The 18,949-nt window shown below is 44.9% G+C and carries 11 protein-coding genes; 10 read left to right on the forward strand and 1 reads right to left on the reverse strand.

The features are described 5' to 3' along the window. Window positions 1-105 precede the first annotated feature (105 nt). The 9 genes from G7Y45_RS04735 to G7Y45_RS04775 all read left to right on the forward strand — a co-directional run bounded on the left by G7Y45_RS04735 (window position 106) and on the right by G7Y45_RS04775 (window position 15,658). On the forward strand, window positions 106-1,224 hold the full coding sequence (locus G7Y45_RS04735) for a glycoside hydrolase family 76 protein (protein WP_005812081.1): 1,119 nt from the start codon (window positions 106-108) through the stop codon (window positions 1,222-1,224). Between the two features lie 28 nt (window positions 1,225-1,252). Then, window positions 1,253-3,415, forward strand: coding sequence for a hypothetical protein (locus tag G7Y45_RS04740; protein ID WP_165014907.1), 2,163 nt, complete (start codon window positions 1,253-1,255; stop codon window positions 3,413-3,415). Window positions 3,416-3,441: 26 nt separating this feature from the next. Next, window positions 3,442-5,922: a glutaminase domain-containing protein gene (locus tag G7Y45_RS04745; RefSeq protein ID WP_032542927.1), complete on the forward strand. Its 2,481-nt coding sequence runs from the start codon at window positions 3,442-3,444 to the stop codon at window positions 5,920-5,922. A gap of 118 nt (window positions 5,923-6,040) precedes the next feature. Continuing rightward, the gene (locus G7Y45_RS04750) at window positions 6,041-8,326 is read left to right on the forward strand and encodes a GH92 family glycosyl hydrolase (protein ID WP_165014904.1); all 2,286 of its coding nucleotides are present in this window, start codon (window positions 6,041-6,043) and stop codon (window positions 8,324-8,326) included. Between the two features lie 39 nt (window positions 8,327-8,365). Beyond that, window positions 8,366-9,832 (forward strand): glycoside hydrolase family 125 protein, encoded by a 1,467-nt coding sequence (locus G7Y45_RS04755; protein WP_165014901.1) that lies wholly within the window; start codon window positions 8,366-8,368, stop codon window positions 9,830-9,832. A 142-nt stretch (window positions 9,833-9,974) separates the two neighbouring features. Continuing rightward, on the forward strand, window positions 9,975-11,111 hold the full coding sequence (locus tag G7Y45_RS04760; RefSeq protein WP_005779199.1) for an aldose epimerase family protein: 1,137 nt from the start codon (window positions 9,975-9,977) through the stop codon (window positions 11,109-11,111). Between the two features lie 347 nt (window positions 11,112-11,458). Beyond that, entirely contained in the window at window positions 11,459-12,427 is a 969-nt protein-coding gene (locus G7Y45_RS04765; RefSeq protein WP_165014898.1) for a glycoside hydrolase family 43 protein, read from the forward strand. 739 nt (window positions 12,428-13,166) lie between these two features. Beyond that, window positions 13,167-14,213, forward strand: a complete 1,047-nt coding sequence (locus G7Y45_RS04770; protein ID WP_165014895.1) for a hypothetical protein — start codon at window positions 13,167-13,169, stop codon at window positions 14,211-14,213. 65 nt (window positions 14,214-14,278) lie between these two features. Next, entirely contained in the window at window positions 14,279-15,658 is a 1,380-nt protein-coding gene (locus G7Y45_RS04775) for a PepSY-like domain-containing protein (RefSeq protein ID WP_165014893.1), read from the forward strand. Here the strand turns inward: G7Y45_RS04775 and G7Y45_RS04780 are convergent. Beyond that, window positions 15,650-16,627 (reverse strand): substrate-binding domain-containing protein, encoded by a 978-nt coding sequence (locus G7Y45_RS04780; protein WP_165014891.1) that lies wholly within the window; start codon window positions 16,625-16,627, stop codon window positions 15,650-15,652. The genes G7Y45_RS04775 and G7Y45_RS04780 overlap by 9 nt on opposite strands. Before the next feature lie 210 nt (window positions 16,628-16,837). Here G7Y45_RS04780 and G7Y45_RS04785 point away from each other — a divergent pair, with 210 nt between their 5' ends. Continuing rightward, on the forward strand, window positions 16,838-18,925 hold the full coding sequence (locus G7Y45_RS04785; RefSeq protein WP_165014889.1) for a glycoside hydrolase family 127 protein: 2,088 nt from the start codon (window positions 16,838-16,840) through the stop codon (window positions 18,923-18,925). The last annotated feature ends 24 nt before the right edge of the window (window positions 18,926-18,949 follow it).

An 18,949-nucleotide genomic window follows, 5' to 3' on the forward strand; every position in this document is an offset into this window, starting at 1 on the left:
TTGTTTTTGGTCAGTTTTTGCTATTTATTGAATAATAATTATCCTCTTTTCTCCAATATTTCCCCAATCTTTGTAACATCAAAATTTAAAATCTGAGGCAAAGACATGAAAAACAAAGTACTGACCCTGGTAACTATCTTATTAATTCTTCCCTGTACACTCGCATGGGCCGCTCAGCCCGGGGATGGAAAACTGAAGCACTTTACGAAGAAAGACGCAACGACGGCAATCGATGCTTTTCATTCTACTTTTTATAATCCGGAGATGAAACTGTATGCCATTTCTTCGGATATGAAAGGAAGAGCTGCCATCTGGGTACAGGCTATCTATTGGGATATGATTATGAACGCGTATAAACGTACGAAGGCTCCTGAATATCGCCGGTTGATAGAAGAGGTGTATCAAGGCGGATACGAACAATACGATAAATACAATTGGGACAATAAAATCGAATGGTTTATTTATGACGATATGATGTGGTGGATTATTTCGTTGGCGCGTGCTTACGAAATCACCGATGATCCGAAATATCTGGCACATGCCTCTTCGGGATTCTACCATGTCTGGAAAGAGTCGTATGATAAAGAGCGGGGTGGCTTGTGGTGGAACTTCAAGCACGATGGCAAGATGGCTTGCATCAACTATCCGACTACGGTGGGTGCCATGACTCTTTATAATGTAACCAAAGATCCCGACTATCTGGAAAAGGCTAAAAATGTATATGCATGGTCGAGGGATGTTTTCTTCGATAAAGAGAAAGGCCGTATAGCAGACAATATGCACTATCATTTCCAGAGACAGAATGGTATGGATATTGACTGGACCACCCAACTTTATAATCAGGCTACATTCATCGGATCGGCAGTGATGCTTTACAAAGCAACCGGCGAAAAGTCTTACTTGGACGATGCCATTCTGGCTGCGGACTATGTTCGCAACGAGATGTGTGATTCTGACGGACTGCTGCCGTTCAAGAACGGAGTGGAACAAGGTATTTATGCCGCCATCTTTGCACAGTACATCATTCGCCTGATAGAAGATGGCAATCAGCCTCAGTATATGGATTGGTTACGCCACAACATAGACGTGGCGTGGAACAACCGGGATATGAAACGCAACGTGACATTCAAAGATGCAGCCAAACCCTGTCCGACAGGTGTGATGGAAAGCTATGATGCCAGCGGATGTCCCGCTTTGATGCAAGTGATTTCTCCATTCAAATAACAACACAAACACGTGACAACACAAACACATGAGTAAGAGGGTATTAGTTTTGATTGGTTTGTTTTTGGCCTGTGGCGGCGTCTATTCTCAAACCGCCACAGGCACAAAAACGAATTTCCAGACAGCAGAGCCGTGGAAACCGGAAACAGATGTGCGTGCCGATGCCGTGATGGTATACGGAACGCTGGATAAGAAAGGCGTTACTTTTGAGCAACGCGTACAATCGTGGAGAGACAAAGGATACCGGGCCGAGTTTATGACAGGGGTGGCCTGGGGAGATTATCAGGATTATTTTCTTGGAAAATGGGATGGGGTGAAAGATCACCTCAAAGAGGGGCAGCGTGACCGCGAAGGACGGGAAATTGCGCACGGGCACCTGATTCCTTATATCGTACCTACCGAGAGCTTTATCCGTTACATGCAGGAAAAGCAGATCAAACGGGTGATCGATGCGGGCATTACTTCTATTTATCTGGAAGAACCGGAATTTTGGATGCGGGGCGGATATAGTGAAGCTTTCAAGTCCGAATGGCAGAAATATTACGGATTTCCCTGGAGAGATCAACAGGAATCTCCTGAGAATACGTACTTATCGAATAAACTGAAATATTATCTTTATTATAACGCTCTTAACGAGATATTTACGTATGCCAAAGCATATGGAAAATCGAAGGGGTTGGATGTGAAGTGCTTTGTGCCTACACATTCACTGGTCAATTATACGTCGTGGCAGATTGTAAGCCCCGAAGCGAGTCTGGCTTCGCTGGATTGTGTAGATGGATATATAGCGCAAGTCTGGACAGGAACTGCCCGCGAACCGAACTATTATAACGGAGTGAAGAAGGAGCGGGTATTTGAGAATGCTTTTCTCGAATATGGATGTATGAAATCGATGACGGCTCCGTTGAACCGTAAGATATATTTTCTGACGGACCCTATTGAAGATCGGGCGAAGGACTGGCTTGACTATAAGATAAACTATCAGGCTACTTTTGCTGCCCAACTGATGTATCCGACAGTAGACACATACGAGGTGATGCCTTGGCCGGATCGTATTTATCAGGGATTGTATCGTGTGGCGGGGACAGACCGGAAAGAACGTATTCCGCGTGACTACTCTACACAAATGCAGATTATGGTAAATACGCTGAACGATATACGGACTTCGGAAACCCGGGTAAGCGGTACGCACGGCATCGGAGTGCTGATGGCAAATTCACTGATGTTCCAGCGCTTTCCCGACCACGATGGTTATGACGATCCGCAATTCAGCAGTTTTTATGGGCAGACCTTGCCATTACTTAAAAGGGGAATACCGGTAGAATTGGTACATATGGAGAATACTCCGTTTGAGGAGACGTTTGAAGGGTTGAAAGTGTTGGTCATGTCTTATTCGAATATGAAGCCGATGGAACCCCGTTACCATGATTTCCTGGCAACCTGGGTGAAAAAAGGGGGAGCCTTGATTTATTGTGGTGAAGATATTGACCCCTATCAGTCAGTACTGGAATGGTGGAACTCCAATGGTAACCGGTATAAAGTCCCTTCGGAACATTTGTTCGAAAAGCTGGGACTGGATAAGTCGCCTGTCAACGGGACTTATTCTTGTGGGAAAGGAACAGTGACCGTCCTGCGTGAGGATCCGAAACATTTTGTGCTGAAAAGTGGGAATGACCAACGATATTTTGACACGGTTTCGGCTGCTTACAGAAAGACTGCCAAGAAAGAAATAGAACTGAAAAATAGTTTCCTGCTTGAACGGGGACCCTATACCATTGCTGCCGTATTGAACGAAAGCGTCTCTGATGCTCCGATGGAACTTTCGGGATTATATATCGATCTGTTTGATAAAGATCTTCCGGTGCTGACTCGTAAAGTAATTCGTCCCGGTGAACAGGGTTATTTATATAATGTCAATCGGGTTCCGGGCCGGACAAAGGCAAAAGTCCTTTGCGGTGCTTCCCGGATATATGATGAAAAGATAGGAAAACGCAGTTATTCATTTGTTGCGAAAAGCCCGTTGCATACAACCAATGTTTCGAGAGTGCTTCTTCCGAAACAACCGCGACGGGTTTGTGTGAACGGGAAAGAAGAACTTGAACCGGGAAAATTGTGGGAAGAGCGTTCGGGTACCTTGCTGTTGAGGTTTGAGAATGATCCCGCCGGCGTGCAAGTAGATATTGAATGGTAAAAACTATAAAAAAAGAATCTGAAGTTATGAAACTTAAACTATCGACTCTGTTCTTAGGTGCAGCCGCCATGCTGAGCAGTTGTGGTGCACCGCAGGACATCAAGAGTGACAAAAATGAGTTGCGTGCGCCGGCTTATCCGTTGGTGACAATTGACCCTTATACCAGTGCCTGGTCGTTTACGGATAATCTGTATGACGGACCGGTGAAACACTGGACGGGTAAGGATTTCCCGTTCCTGGGTGTTGCCAAGGTAGACGGACAGATTTACCGTTTCATGGGAACGGAAGAACTGGAGCTGCTTCCGCTGGTAAAGACCTCGGAACAGGGCAAGTGGACAGCTAAGTATACAACAACGAAACCGGCTGACGGCTGGCAAAATGCCGATTTTAATGATGCTGCATGGAAAGAAGGCGAGGGTGCTTTCGGTACTATGGAAAATGAAAGTACAGCCAAAACCCAATGGGGAGAAGAGTATATCTGGATACGCCGTAAAGCGGATATTAAAGACAACCTGCAAGGTAAAAATGTATATCTGGAATATTCTCACGACGATGACGCCATCATCTATGTGAATGGCGTGAAGGTGGTGGATACCGGTAACTCGGCTAAAAAACACATGCTTGCCAAACTGCCGGAAGAGGCTGTGGCCGCACTGAAACAGGGAGAGAACCTGATTGCAATTTACTGTAACAACCGTGTTGCCAACGGTCTGATCGATTGCGGTCTGTTGGTAGAGAAGGACAATACACAGAACTTTACTCAGACAGCCGTGCAGAAATCAGCAGATGTGCAGGCAATGCAGACCAATTATGAATTTACTTGTGGACCGGTGGATCTGAAACTTATCTTCACTTCACCTCTCTTTATGGACAATCTCGATTTGATGACTCGTCCGGTGAACTACCTTACATATGAAGTAGCTTCGAATGATGGAAAAACACATAACGTAGAACTTTATTTTGAAGCCGGTCCGCAGTGGGCACTCGACCAGCCTCATCAAGAAGCCGTAGCCGAAAGCTTTACCGAAGGTGATTTGGTATACCTCAAGACAGGAAGCCGCAATCAGGAAATATTGGGTAAAAAGGGAGATGATGTCCGCATTGACTGGGGATATTTCTATCTGGCTGCTGACAAGGAAAACAGCACTTGTGCAACCGGAGATGGAAAGACACTGAGAAAGAGCTTCATCGACGGACAACTGACTTCATCGAAAACCGATGGAAGTGATAAGTTGGCATTGGTTCGCTCATTGGGTGAAACGAAGAAAGCAGAAGGACATCTGCTCCTGGGATACGATGATTTATATTCTGTTCAGTATTTTGGAGAGAACCTCCGTCCGTACTGGAATCGTACCGGAACCGAAACCATTCTGTCACAGTTTGCAAAAGCCGATAAAGAGTACGATGCATTGATGGATAAATGTGCCGCATTCGATGCCAATCTGATGAAAGAAGCCACCGAGGCCGGTGGGCGTAAATATGCCGAGCTCTGTGCGCTGGCTTATCGGCAGGCTATCGCTGCCCATAAGTTGGTGGAAGCTCCGAACAAGGACCTGTTGTTCCTTTCAAAAGAAAACTTCAGCAATGGTTCAATCGGTACGGTAGACATCACTTATCCTTCTTCTCCTTTGTTCCTTATGTACAATCCGGAATTGGCAAAAGGTTTGATGAACCACATCTTTTATTATAGCGAAAGTGGAAAATGGAACAAGCCGTTTGCAGCACATGATGTAGGTACTTATCCGTTGGCTAACGGTCAGACATACGGCGGCGATATGCCGGTAGAAGAATCGGGAAATATATTGGTACTGACTGCTGCTGTCGCTGCTGTTGAGGGGAATGCCGACTATGCTCAGAAACATTGGGATGTACTGACCACCTGGACGGATTATCTGGCAGAATACGGTCTGGATCCGGATACCCAGTTGTGTACAGACGACTTTGCCGGACACTTTGCACACAACGCCAACCTGTCTATCAAAGCCATTCTGGGTGTAGCGTCTTATGGCTACCTGGCTGATAAGTTAGGCAAGAAAGAAGTGGCTGAGAAATATACACAGAAAGCCAAAGAAATGGCTGCCGAATGGGTGAAGATGGCAGATGACGGTGATCATTACCGCCTGACCTTTGACAAGCCCGGAACTTGGAGCCAGAAGTACAATCTGGTATGGGATAAACTGATGAATCTGCAGATATTCCCTGAAACAGTTGCACAGAAAGAGATAGCTTACTATCTTGGCAAGCAGAACAGATATGGATTGCCGTTGGATAACCGTGAAACTTATACCAAGACCGACTGGATTATGTGGACTGCTACACTGGCATCGGATAAAGCCACATTCGAGAAGTTTATCGATCCGGTTTACCTGTTCATGAACGAGACTACCGACCGTGTACCGATGTCTGACTGGGTATTTACCGATCGTCCCAACCAGAGAGGTTTCCAGGCTCGTTCGGTAGTAGGCGGATACTATATCAAGATGCTCGAGAAGAAGTTGAAAAAATAAGATTCTGTCACAGGTTACACGGATTTTCACAGGTTAATCATTTTTCCCATTGGTATTGAAGATTAAAGAATCTGTGTTAATCCGCGTAATCTGTGGCGAATTTAAAACCATTATTATCATGAAGAAATTAGCGCTATTACTTGTTGGCGTACTGGGTACTGCTCTTTGTACTTTTGCAAAGAACACAACAGAGCCGGTGGACTATGTGAGTCCGTTGGTTGGTACCCAGTCAAAACATGCTTTGTCTACCGGAAATACATATCCGGCTATTGCCATGCCTTGGGGGATGAACTTCTGGGTGGCACAAACCGGAAAAATGGGTGACGGATGGGCTTATACGTATGATGCTGATAAAATCAGAGGGTTTAAACAGACTCACCAGCCCAGCCCGTGGATTAATGACTACGGGCAGTTTGCCATTATGCCTGTCACGGGAAAGGTGGTATTCGATCAGGATCAGCGCGCAAGCTGGTTCTCGCATAAAGCTGAGGTTGCCAAACCGTATTATTATAAAGTATATCTGGCCGATCATGATGTAACTACCGAGATTGCTCCGACCAGCCGTGCGGCTATGTTCCGTTTCACTTTCCCTGAAAGCAATGACTCTTATGTGGTGGTAGATGCTTTCGACAACGGTTCGTATGTGAAGGTGATTCCGGAAGAGAATAAAATCATCGGATACACGACCAAGAACAGTGGAGGTGTACCCGAGAACTTTAAAAATTACTTTGTACTGGTTTTCGATAAACCGTTCACTTTCACTGCGGCAGTAACCAACGGTAATATCCGTCCGGGTGAATTGGAATCGAAAGATAAACATGCCGGTGGTATTATCGGTTTCTCCACCCGTCGTGGAGAAACGGTAAACGTGCGTGTCGCTTCCTCCTTCATCAGTCCCGAACAGGCTGAACAGAACCTGAAAGAACTGGGCAAAGACAATCTGGAAGCTGTTGCTGCCAAAGGACGCCAGGAGTGGAACAAGGTGCTGGGACGCATTGAGGTGGAAGACGATAATATGGATCATCTCCGCACGTTCTATTCTTGTCTGTATCGTTCGGTACTCTTCCCGAGAAGTTTTTATGAACTGGATGCCAAAGGAAGCCCGGTACATTACAGCCCCTACAATGGGAAAGTCTTGCCGGGTTATATATTTACCGATACCGGTTTCTGGGATACTTTCCGTTGCCTGTTCCCGTTCCTCAACCTGATGTATCCTTCGATGAACGAAAAGATGCAAGAAGGATTGGTGAATACTTATAAAGAGAGTGGATTTCTTCCCGAATGGGCAAGCCCGGGTCACAGAGGCTGTATGGTAGGAAACAATTCCGCTTCGGTAGTCGCCGATGCCTATCTGAAAGGTCTGAAAGGATACGAGATAGAAACCCTCTGGGAGGCAGTGAAGCATGGTGCGAATGCAGTTCATCCGCAGGTTTCCTCTACCGGACGTCTCGGCTACGAGTATTACAATAAACTGGGCTACGTACCCTACAATGTAGGTATTAACGAGAATGCCGCCCGTACGCTGGAATATGCTTATGATGACTGGTGTATCTATCAACTGGGCCGGGCGCTGAATAAGCCCGAAGAAGAGATAGCCGTCTATGCACAGCGTGCCATGAACTATAAGAACCTGTACGATAAAGAACATAAGCTGATGCGTGGCAAGAATAAGGACGGACAATTCCAGTCACCATTCAATCCGCTGAAGTGGGGTGACGCTTTCACCGAAGGAAACAGCTGGCATTATACCTGGTCCGTATTCCATGATCCTCAGGGACTGATCGATCTGATGGGCGGACAGCAAGGATTCAACCAAATGATGGACTCGGTGTTTATCCTGCCTCCTGTATTTGATGACAGCTATTACGGTGGTGTGATTCATGAGATCCGTGAAATGCAGATCATGAATATGGGACAGTATGCCCACGGTAACCAGCCTATCCAGCATATGCTTTATCTGTACAATTACTCGGGACAACCGTGGAAAGCGCAGCATTGGATTCGTGAGGTGATGGATAAACTTTATACACCCAATCCTGACGGTTATTGCGGCGACGAAGACAACGGGCAGACATCGGCCTGGTATGTGTTCTCTGCAATGGGATTCTATCCTGTATGTCCGGGAACGGATCAGTACGTGATGGGTACACCGTACTTCAAGCAGATGAAACTGCATCTCGAAAATGGCAAGACGGTGGTAATCAGTGCACCGGGTAATAGTGATGAAAACCGTTACATCGCGTCGATGACTGTAAATGGTAAGTCGTTAACCCGCAATTACCTGACACATAAAGAACTGATGAACGGTGCGAAGATCACGATGAAAATGTCGTCTACTCCCAACAAACAGCGCGGAGTGCGTGAATCGGATTTTCCATATTCGTTTTCTAAAGAAGTTCGTTGAGGCTGCAAAAAAGATAACTTATATAAACCAATCAAGATTATGCCAGGAAAAAACTCAAAGAAAATGATCGGGGCATGTGTCGTAACTGCGGCATTGCTCTGTGTACCTTCGGTTCTGAAGGCAGAAGGTATGTTGTCACATTATACTTGTGTGGCAGATGCTATTCAGAAAGACAACCGTCCGGAATCGGCTAAACGTCTGTTCCGTTCACAGGCAGTAGAAAATGAAATTATCCGCGTACAGAAGCTGTTGCGTAATTCGAAGTTGGCCTGGATGTTTACCAACTGTTTTCCGAATACGCTGGATACCACCGTACACTTTCGTATGGGCAAGGACGGCAAACCCGATACTTTTGTTTATACCGGAGATATTCATGCCATGTGGCTTCGCGACTCGGGCGCCCAGGTATGGCCTTATGTACAGCTCGCCAACTCCGATCCGGAGTTGAAAAAAATGCTTGCCGGAGTGATCAACCGCCAATTCAAGTGTATCAATATCGATCCGTATGCCAATGCATTCAATGACGGTCCTAAAGGAGGCGAATGGATGAGTGACCTGACGGACATGAAGCCTGAACTGCATGAACGTAAATGGGAAATCGACTCACTCTGCTATCCCTTGCGTCTGGCTTATCAGTACTGGAAGACAACAGGTGATGCCAGTATCTTCGATGAAGAATGGATACAGGCGATTACCAATGTATTGCGTACTTTTAAAGAACAACAGCGTAAAGACGGTGTAGGCCCGTATAAGTTCCAGCGTAAGACAGAGCGTGCACTCGACACGGTGACTAACGACGGACTGGGTAATCCGGTGAAACCTGTCGGACTGATTGTTTCTACTTTCCGTCCTTCGGATGATGCTACCACACTGCAATATCTGGTTCCTTCGAATTTCTTTGCCGTGTCTTCGCTTCGTAAGGCAGCCGAGATTCTGACAACGGTAAATAAAAAGACCGCTTTGGCCAACGAATGTAAGGCTTTGGCAGATGAAGTGGAGACAGCCTTGAAAAAATATGCTGTTTACAATCATCCCAAATACGGAAAGATCTATGCTTTCGAGGTAGACGGTTTTGGCAACCATATGCTGATGGACGATGCAAACGTTCCGAGTTTGCTGGCTATGCCTTATCTGGGCGATGTTTCAGTGGACGATCCGATTTATCAGAATACCCGTCGCTTTGTGTGGAGCCTCGACAATCCTTACTTCTTTAAAGGTAAGGCAGGCGAAGGCATTGGCGGACCACATATCGGTTACGATATGGTATGGCCTATGAGTATCATGATGAAGGCTTTCACCAGCAAAGACGATGCAGAAATCAAGTCGTGCATTAAAATGCTGATGAATACGGATGCGGGTACAGGCTTTATGCACGAATCGTTCCACAAAGACAATCCGGAGAAATTTACCCGTGCCTGGTTTGCGTGGCAGAACACTTTGTTCGGCGAATTGATCCTGAAACTGGTGAACGAAGGTAAAGTGGATATGCTGAATAGTATACAATAAGAATATAACGAAACAGAAAAGAATACGATTCACCACAGATTACGCGGATTACCACAGAATTTTTGATATAAAGTCTCAATAGGACAATTTATTAATCTGTGGAAATCTGTGTAATCTGTGGTGGACTCAAAACAGTTTAATCATGAAGAAATTAGCTGTATGGGCACTTGGTGCCCTCTTTGTAGCCGGTTGTGCAAAGACAGAACAGACTACTACGGATTCCGGTTTGGTGAAGAGTAACTTCCGGACTGAAGTGAACGGAAAGAAAACCGATTTATACGTACTCCGGAATCAGAACAACATGGAGGTTTGCGTCACTAACTTTGGCGGACGCATCGTTTCGGTGATGGTTCCCGGTAAAGACGGGGTGATGCGTGATGTGGTACTTGGCTTCGATTCCATTCAGGATTATATCAGCAAACCTTCGGATTTTGGTGCGAGCATAGGCCGTTATGCCAATCGCATCAATCAGGGAAAGTTTACGCTGGATGGTGTTGAATACCAGTTGCCGCGCAATAACTACGGACATTGCCTGCATGGTGGTCCGAAGGGATACCAGTATCAGGTATATGATGCTCTTCAGACCGGTCCTCAGGAACTTGAACTGACCTATCGCTCAAAAGACGGTGAGGAAGGTTTCCCCGGTAACATTACTTGCAAAGTAATCATGAAACTGACAGACGATAATGCGATTGATATTCAGTATGAAGCCGAAACTGACAAACCGACTATCGTCAACATGACCAACCACTCTTATTTCAATCTGGATGGTGATGCCGGCAGCAACGCAGATCATCTGCTGACTATCGACGCCGATTCTTATACTCCGGTGGACAGCACCTTTATGACTACAGGTGAGATTGTGACAGTGGAAGGTACTCCGATGGACTTCCGCACACCGACTCCGGTTGGTGCACGTATCAACGATTTTGATTTTGTTCAGTTGAAGAATGGCAATGGCTACGATCATAACTGGGTGCTGAATGCCAAGGGAGATATTACCCGGAAAGCTGCTACTCTCGAATCGCCCAAGACAGGTATCGTACTCGATGTATATACCAACGAACCGGGTATTCAGGTGTATGCCGGCAACTTCCTCGATGGTTCGCTGACCGGAAAGAAAGGCATTACTTACAATCAACGTGCTTCTGTCTGTCTGGAGACTCAGAAATATCCCGATACACCGAACAAGCCCGAATGGCCTTCGGCTGTGTTGCGCCCGGGTGAGAAATATAACAGTCATTGTATATTCAAGTTCTCGGTTGACAACGGCAAATAATCACAAGCGTTTTTAGTTGTATGGGCATAAGGAACATAGGATCCGACAGGTTTGATTCTATATCCTTATGCCTTTTTTAATTCCTTATGTTCATACCATAACACATACACAAACTAAAGGTAAGATTGATACCGATAACCTGTTGAAGTTAGACTGGTTTCAGTTTAATAAGCGCCGAAGAAAATAGTCGGTTGGCTTAATACTGATCAGAAACGAATACGATTCACCACAGAGGACACAGAGGACACAGAGTTTTAATCTCTTGTTTATATGGATGTTTAAGAGAAAGATATTCTCTGTGTCCTCTGTGTCCTCCGTGGTGAATTAAACTCAAAACCCTTACAGTTATGAAAAAGAAAATGATTATTGGCGGGACAATGTTGCTGGGATTACTGATTACGTTTTGTTCGTATACAGGAGTTACTGAAAAGCCGGACATCCCCGGAGTGAAAGCTATGGGAGAGTCGGTTCCATTGGGTGATCCATTCATTCTGTTGCACGACGGCGTTTATTATGCCTATGGAACGCATGCGGCAGATGGCATTGAAGTCTATACTTCAAAGGACTTGAAGCGGTGGAAACTGCATGGGCTGGCACTGAATAAAGAAGATGTGTGGGCGGATAGCCGCTTCTGGGCACCTGAGATTTATGAGATCCATGGTAAGTTTTATATGTATTATACGGCGGATGAACACATCTGCGTAGCGATTTCCGATTCACCCGTAGGACCGTTCAGGCAGAAGGAAAAGAAACCAATGATAGCTGACGAGAAAATGATCGACAGTTCGTTGTTTATTGATGATGACGGGAAGCCGTATCTTTTCTTTGTCCGGTTCAACGACGGTAACAACGTGTGGGTAGCCGAACTGGAAAATGATTATATGACGATCAAAGCAGAAACCATGCGTCCTTGCATTCATGTGTCCCAAGCATGGGAAGAAGTCTGGCCCCGGGTCAACGAGGGTTCTTATGTGCTTAAACACAAGGGGCTGTATTATATGACCTATTCCGGTAATAGCTTTGAAAGTCCGTTCTATGGGGTAGGCTGTGCCACGGCAACCGATATAATGGGCGAATGGACCAAATATGATGAAAACCCTATTTTGCAGAACCCCGGTACTTTGCAGGGTGTAGGGCATAGCGCTATGTTCAAAGATAAAGAGGGTAAACTTCGTATCGTTTATCATGCACATAAGGATAAAGAGCATATTCATCCGCGTGGAATGTATATTGGTTCTGTCAGCTTTCAAAAGGTGAATGGTGTGGACCGTATGCGCATTAGCAAAGATTATATTACTGCAGAGCTGGTAAAGTAAAGCAGAGAGAGTGATTTGATAATATGATCCTGTTTTCCTGTATCAGCTTTCAAAAAGTAACTGAAATGCTTTTTCTGATAACTGCCTCTTCCTTTCTTTCTGTTCAACCGGAAGGATAGGAGGGCGATAGCCGGGGTAAATGCAATGAAAAGCCGGACTTTTGGGACTCTGAAGCCGGCATTTCCCGGAAAAGAAGTAAGCATCCGGCACAAAAGAAATAAGTATTTACTCTAAAAGAAGTAAGCAATTTCCGAAAATGCTTACTTCTTTTTTGAAAATCTCCTAATGTTTTGCCCGATTACATATATTGTTCCGGAATAGAGAGATTATTTTCTTCCTTTCTTTTCTGGTTGACAAGTACAGGAGATCTCTCTCTGACTTTCTAAAAGCACTTTCTTTTTACGAAAAACAAACATGAGTGCTCTCGGTTCCCCCCTTTGGGCATTCATTGTGTTGTGAAAACGTCCGGATTCCTGCAATATGATAAACAGAAAAATGAAATGGAGACGATTTTTAGTACGAACCTGGCTAATGTACTGAAATAATCGAACCTGAGAAGGGCTGTTTAGCAAACTGTCAAAAAGCTATATGGCATGTTTCTTTTGATGCCGAACTAATTTATAAAGGAGCAGATTTCATTTGTTTCTTTCGTAATTCTGATTTGAGGTTGTTATCTTTGTTGCGATAACTTTAAAGGGCAGTATTAAGAAAATACACATTCTTCATTTTAGACGCGATTATGGTTAAACTCTTATTGATATGTCTGGCAGCGATAGTGATGATCTCTTGCGGATCGGAGCAGGAAAAATTAACTGTGTATATTTCCGATACGTGTACGGATACTCTTCAACACGAAATCTTCTTGTCGGAAGAAGAAGGACTGAATATTTTCTATGATTTGTGTGTAACTGATTCTTTTTGTGCTTTTTTGGACGCACGTAATGATACATTATTAAAGATTTTCACAGCTACAGTTCCTCCTGCTTTTGTCGGATTGGGGATGAAAGGAGAGGGTCCGGATGATTTTCTTTTTCCTTTTTTTGAGAAGTCGATAGGCAGGGGAGGCAAGGGAAAGCTGTCGTTCATTGAATTGAATAGTTGGAATAAAAAGACTGTTGCGATTCATTCGGCGGCATCTCCCGGTCCTGTCGCTGTTTCTGTTGTTGAGGCACAACAATTGCCGGAGATGCCTGTAGTCAGGGATTATAATGAAACAGACTCTTGTGTATATGGCATTGATGTAGATATGCAGCATGGTTTGTTTTTCATTTATGATAAGCATACTGCCCGGGTTAAGACAGTGGATTATCATCGTGATATTAAGTCCGAATATCCGGAAGGACATTTATCTTATCTATACGAGAGCTGTTTAATGGTAAATCAAGATGCAAAGGCAGTTTGTACGGGATTGCTGAACCTGAACTCTCTCTGTTTTTATGATTTAAAAGGAAATCTGATGAAAGAAATAGTGATAGGGAAAGATCTGAAATACCCGGACTATGATCCTGAGTTTCTTGATTTTCCGAATGCACCTAAATATTTCATTTCTCTTTGTGGCACCCCCAATTATCTTTATGCCCTTTATAACGGTTTCCCGGGTACTTCGGGTAAATCAAAGATTATGGTCTTTATCTGGCAAGGTGCTCCGGTTGCCATTTATCACACAGATGTAAAATTGGAGAGAATTGCCGTTGATCCATCCGGCAGATATGTATTGGGACTGAATATAACGGAAGAGGGAGGGAGTGATGTGTTGAAGTTTGACCTTCCTCTTAATGAAGTTTAACTCTGTTAGGTGCTTATATTCAGCACTATCCTTTAACTTTGCCTGAAACATAAAACCACATGACTATGAAGACTTTTTATTCCGTCTTTTATTTATGCTTCTTGCTCTGCCTGCCTTTTTCCGTGGTGGGATGTTCGGAAGATAATGAACTATCCGGGGAGATTGAAATAAACCAGCTGCCAGGTACTGCGCAGTTCTTTTTATCTAATTATTTTCCGGGACAATCTCCGGAGAAGATAGAAAGAACGATGACCGGGCAGGAGAATGATCAGTTGCTCTACCGGGTTGCTTTTCCCGATGAGGTGAAAGTGGAATTTAATGAAAATGGAGGATGGAAGAGTCTGATGGTTCCAAATCAAAACTTGCCCGAATCACTTCAATCCCTTTTTGGAGGAGTCATCGCATATGTAAAACAACACTTCTCTAATGATCCGTTTGTCGGTGTGGAGAACACCTGCTACGGAGAATGTGTGTTATTGAACAGTGGCAAGAAAGTAGCATTCTACTACGACCAAACCTGTGTCGGATATGAAATGGATATAAAAGGTGAATCTTCATTGCCGCAGCCGGTGCGGGAGTTTACTGAAAAATACTTTCCGGATGGAACCTTTGAGGCTGTGATTGAACATATACCTGATAGGGAGTTTCCTGCCGGTTATACTTTCTGGTTGGAGAACGGATTTAAATGCGTGCTTGATGATAGGGGAGAGTGGACGGAAGTGAATGGAGGAACCGAACTGTTGCCGACTTCGATTCTGGGAACATTACCTGCGAAAGTGACGGAAGATTTGCACCGGAACTATCCGAATGCACAAGTCACCTTCATTCGTCTGGAGGGTACCCGTTATACAATTCAGGTCAGCAAGACTGTGTATGTGACTATCGATCCCGAGAGTAAACCGATAGAGGTACCTCTGATGCAGGCACAGGCACTTGCAGAAGAGTATTTCGGTAAGCAGAGTTCCATCTCTATCAGTCATCCGCTGCATTCGGATGTGCTCAACTTTACCGTCCGCCTGCCGAACGGCTTTAATATGCTTGTTAACGAAGATGCCAGTGCATGGATTAATATAGACGGAAACGGATTTGCGTTTCCGGAGAAGCTCGTGGCATCGTTGCCGGAAAAGATTACCGATTATGTTTCGGGATATTCGAACTCTGAAATTACACGGGTAGACCGTTCGGTGGCAGCTTCCTATTTGGTGGAACTAACCAACGGAGACGGATTGATGTTCGACTCACAGGGAGATTTTCTTGGGAAAGAAAAGATAGAGTTGAGCGCCTCAGAGAAGGTGTACAGGTATATGCGTTATCATTATCCCAATGACCTGGATATGTATCTCGGCTCTTACAGCATAGAGGGTTGGGTATACAAACTGAGTGACGGTTCGCAAGTCAGATTCGATCGGAACGGTAATTTTGTGGAGATCATCTCATTAAAGTGAGTGCCGGATATTCAGTTCCCAAGGGTTCTCTATGGTTTTTATCTCTTTCTGCGTAAGAAGTGAAGCCATGGTTTGCCCCATTTGCTTGAAGTCGGTGGATAAAGTAGTGATACCTCCGGCCAGTATCTCTTTCAGCGGAGTGTCGTTGTAAGAGATGATACCGAAGTCTTTTCCGGGAACAAACTGCTGTAGTTGCGCCTGTTTAAGCAGATCTACCAAATCCCGGTCGTTGACAGTCATAAATATTTCTCCTTTCTTGATCATCCGGTCCCTTACGGAGTCGGTATATTCGTGTGTAAACTGATGTTCCTCACAGAAAGTACAGAGGCCGTTGTATCGTTCGATAGGCTCTTTCTCTTCCTTCTGGACCATGATGATGTGGTCGTATTTTTTCAGGTGAGGGAGTCCGTATACCAAAGCTTCGTAAGTGTCTTTCTCGAAATTCTGTGCAACGGAGGAGTATTTGCCTGCCAGTTCCGGGTGAAAGTGGTCGAGTAGGAAGACCCGTCCGGATAGGCTCTCCAATAGTGGGGCTATGTTGGTGAACTTGCCCGGCATCAGGATATATGTGGTGTATTTATAGTTGGCTTCATTGATGAGCGTCTCGAAGACTTTGCGGTTATAGTTGTGAAAATAGAGATCTACGTTTGCGGTCTTTTTGATGGAAGACATGAATGAATTGTAAAGATCTTCCTTGAACTCGTTGAATTCGTTGAAAAGGAGGAATACATTTAGCTTTTGCGCAATTCGGGTTGTTGCTATGTAATAACCTACACCCGGGGTGGAATCGATAATTCCTTTTGATTTAAGCTCGCTCAAACCTGCGAATACCGTATCTCTGGATAGATTATAGTTCTTTCTGAATTCATTGATAGAGAGAATCCAGTCTCCTTTTTTATAACTACCATTGTTGATGCCGTCTATAACGTGATTTACTACTTGTTTGTATTTTGATTCATTCCTTTTCATATTCTTGTTTTTGGTGCTGCAAAGATAGGATAAAAAACGTAAAAGGCTATGGATATTCTCCGGATATAGTATATGTTTTGTAACATAATAAAAATACAGACCAGTTCGTATCAGTTTTGATGGCTTTCATTATCTTTGCACTGTTGCTTGGATCATAAGATTCATAAGCAAGAAAGAAAGACGGGAAAACAACAAACTATAAATAAAACAATGAGAACGTACAGATTTATGTTTCCGGTGTTGCTTGCAATGACTGCGACCGGAAGTTTGACGGCAAAGCCGTCTGATAAAGGAGGTTCCGGCATTCAGTTTCCGGAAGTAAGCCAGGTGAAAATAGAAGATGCATTTTGGAAACCCAAATTGGATCTTTGGCAGAAGGTGACGGTGAATGATGTCTTTGACAAGTTTGAAGGGAAGCATCTGGAACATCCGGGAAAATTCTGTAATACGTTTGAGAACTTTGACCGTGTAGCAAAGGGCGAGCGAAATATCGGTCAGCATGCAGGTGCTCCCTGGTTTGACGGACTTGTTTACGAAACAATCCGTGGGGTGGCAGACTTGATGGCAAGACAGTCGGATGTTGCTTTGGAGAAACGTGTCGACGGATATATCGACCGAATAGCTAAGGCACAGGCATCGGAGCCCAATGGTTATATCGATACTTATACTCAACTGATGGAAGCTGACCATCAGTGGGGAGAACGGGGAGGAATGCTTCGTTGGCAACACGATGTGTACAATGCCGGTATGCTGGTGGAAGCAGGGATACATTATTATAATGCAACCGGAAAAACGAAGTTGCTGGAAGTGGCAACCCGCTGTGCCAATCTGATGGCTGGATACATGGGGGCTTTCCCTAAAAAGAATGTGGTTCCGGCCCATTCCGGTCCGGAAGAGGCTTTGGTGAAACTTTATATCATTTATAAAAACAATCCGGAACTGAAAAAGCAAATCAATGTCCCGGTTGCTGAGCAGGACTATCTCAAATTGGCCGAATTCTGGATCGAAGGCAGAGGACATCACTGTGGATTCCCTTTGTGGGGTACATGGGGTAATCCGTCTGCCGAACAATGGATACGTGACCGGAAATATGAAGCTCCCGAATTCGGGAATCATACCCGTCCGTCATGGGGGGACTATGCACAAGATTCCATTCCGCTTTTCGAACAGAAGACTATTGAAGGACATGCCGTTCGTGCTACTTTGTTTGCTACCGGAGCAACGGCTGCCGCACTTGAGAATCATTCACCGGAATATATCGCTGCCGTTAGTCGTTTATGGGATAATATGATTGGAAAGCGTATGTTCATCACCGGCGGAGTAGGTGCTGTTCACTTTGACGAGAAGTTCGGACCCGATTACTTTCTGCCTACAGATGCTTATCTGGAAACTTGTGCTGCTGTCGGTGCCGGTTTCTTCAGTCAAAGAATGAACGAGCTGACAGGTGATGCCAAGTATATGGACGAATTGGAACGCACCTTATATAATAACGTCCTGACAGGTATTTCTCTTTCCGGCACACAATACACTTACCAGAATCCGCTGAACTCTGCTAAGCATGCCCGTTGGAGCTGGCACGATTGTCCTTGTTGTCCGCCAATGTTCCTTAAGATGATGTCTGCAATGCCCGGATTTATCTACTCGCAGAAGGGAAGTGACGTTTATGTGAACCTTTTTGTTGGTAGCGAAACGGAAATGACTCTGGCGGATCGGAACCGGGTACGTTTGACGCAAAAGACCGGTTATCCGTGGGAGGGTGTTGTCACCATGACCGTTGAACCCGAAAAAGAGAAGACTTTTATATTGAAAGTGCGTATCCCGGGATGGGCGCAAGGTGTGGAGAATCCTTATGGCCTGTATCGTTCGGAGGTACGGTCTGCCGTAAGCCTGAAGGTAAACGGTAAGTCGGTTCCACTAAAAATATTCAAAGGATATGCCGAAATTCAACGGAAATGGAAAAAGGGGGATCAAGTTGAGCTGACACTACCCGTTCAGCCGCGTTTGGTGACAGCCAATGAAGCAGTGGCGGATTTACACGACAAAGTAGCCATTGCCGCCGGCCCCTTTGTATATTGTCTGGAAGGATGTGATAATGAAGGTTTGGCTGATTTGAAGGTTGATATGCGTTCTCCCCTGTCGATCACTTTTGAAAAGGGATTATTGAATGGAATCAATGTAATTAAAGGTCAGGCACTGGATAAGACAGGAAAGAAAGTACCGGTTACGGCTATTCCTTATTATGCTTTGGGTAATCGCCAGGATAAGGGTTATGCGGTTTGGATTCCGGCAAGTAAATAATGCGAACGAACATAAACACAATTG

Source organism: Bacteroides sp. ZJ-18, assembly GCF_011038705.2.
GTDB lineage: Bacteria > Bacteroidota > Bacteroidia > Bacteroidales > Bacteroidaceae > Bacteroides > Bacteroides hominis.

Bases quoted from the DNA above. Each gene is read 5' to 3' on its own strand.
- G7Y45_RS04735 (WP_005812081.1), top strand. From the start codon at position 106: ATGAAAAACAAAGTACTGACCCTGGTAACTATCTTATTAATTCTTCCC.
- G7Y45_RS04740 (WP_165014907.1), top strand. From the start codon at position 1,253: ATGAGTAAGAGGGTATTAGTTTTGATTGGTTTGTTTTTGGCCTGTGGC.
- G7Y45_RS04745 (WP_032542927.1), top strand. From the start codon at position 3,442: ATGAAACTTAAACTATCGACTCTGTTCTTAGGTGCAGCCGCCATGCTG.
- G7Y45_RS04750 (WP_165014904.1), top strand. From the start codon at position 6,041: ATGAAGAAATTAGCGCTATTACTTGTTGGCGTACTGGGTACTGCTCTT.
- G7Y45_RS04755 (WP_165014901.1), top strand. From the start codon at position 8,366: ATGCCAGGAAAAAACTCAAAGAAAATGATCGGGGCATGTGTCGTAACT.
- G7Y45_RS04760 (WP_005779199.1), top strand. From the start codon at position 9,975: ATGAAGAAATTAGCTGTATGGGCACTTGGTGCCCTCTTTGTAGCCGGT.
- G7Y45_RS04765 (WP_165014898.1), top strand. From the start codon at position 11,459: ATGAAAAAGAAAATGATTATTGGCGGGACAATGTTGCTGGGATTACTG.
- G7Y45_RS04770 (WP_165014895.1), top strand. From the start codon at position 13,167: ATGGTTAAACTCTTATTGATATGTCTGGCAGCGATAGTGATGATCTCT.
- G7Y45_RS04775 (WP_165014893.1), top strand. From the start codon at position 14,279: ATGAAGACTTTTTATTCCGTCTTTTATTTATGCTTCTTGCTCTGCCTG.
- G7Y45_RS04780 (WP_165014891.1), bottom strand. From the start codon at position 16,627: ATGAAAAGGAATGAATCAAAATACAAACAAGTAGTAAATCACGTTATA.
- G7Y45_RS04785 (WP_165014889.1), top strand. From the start codon at position 16,838: ATGAGAACGTACAGATTTATGTTTCCGGTGTTGCTTGCAATGACTGCG.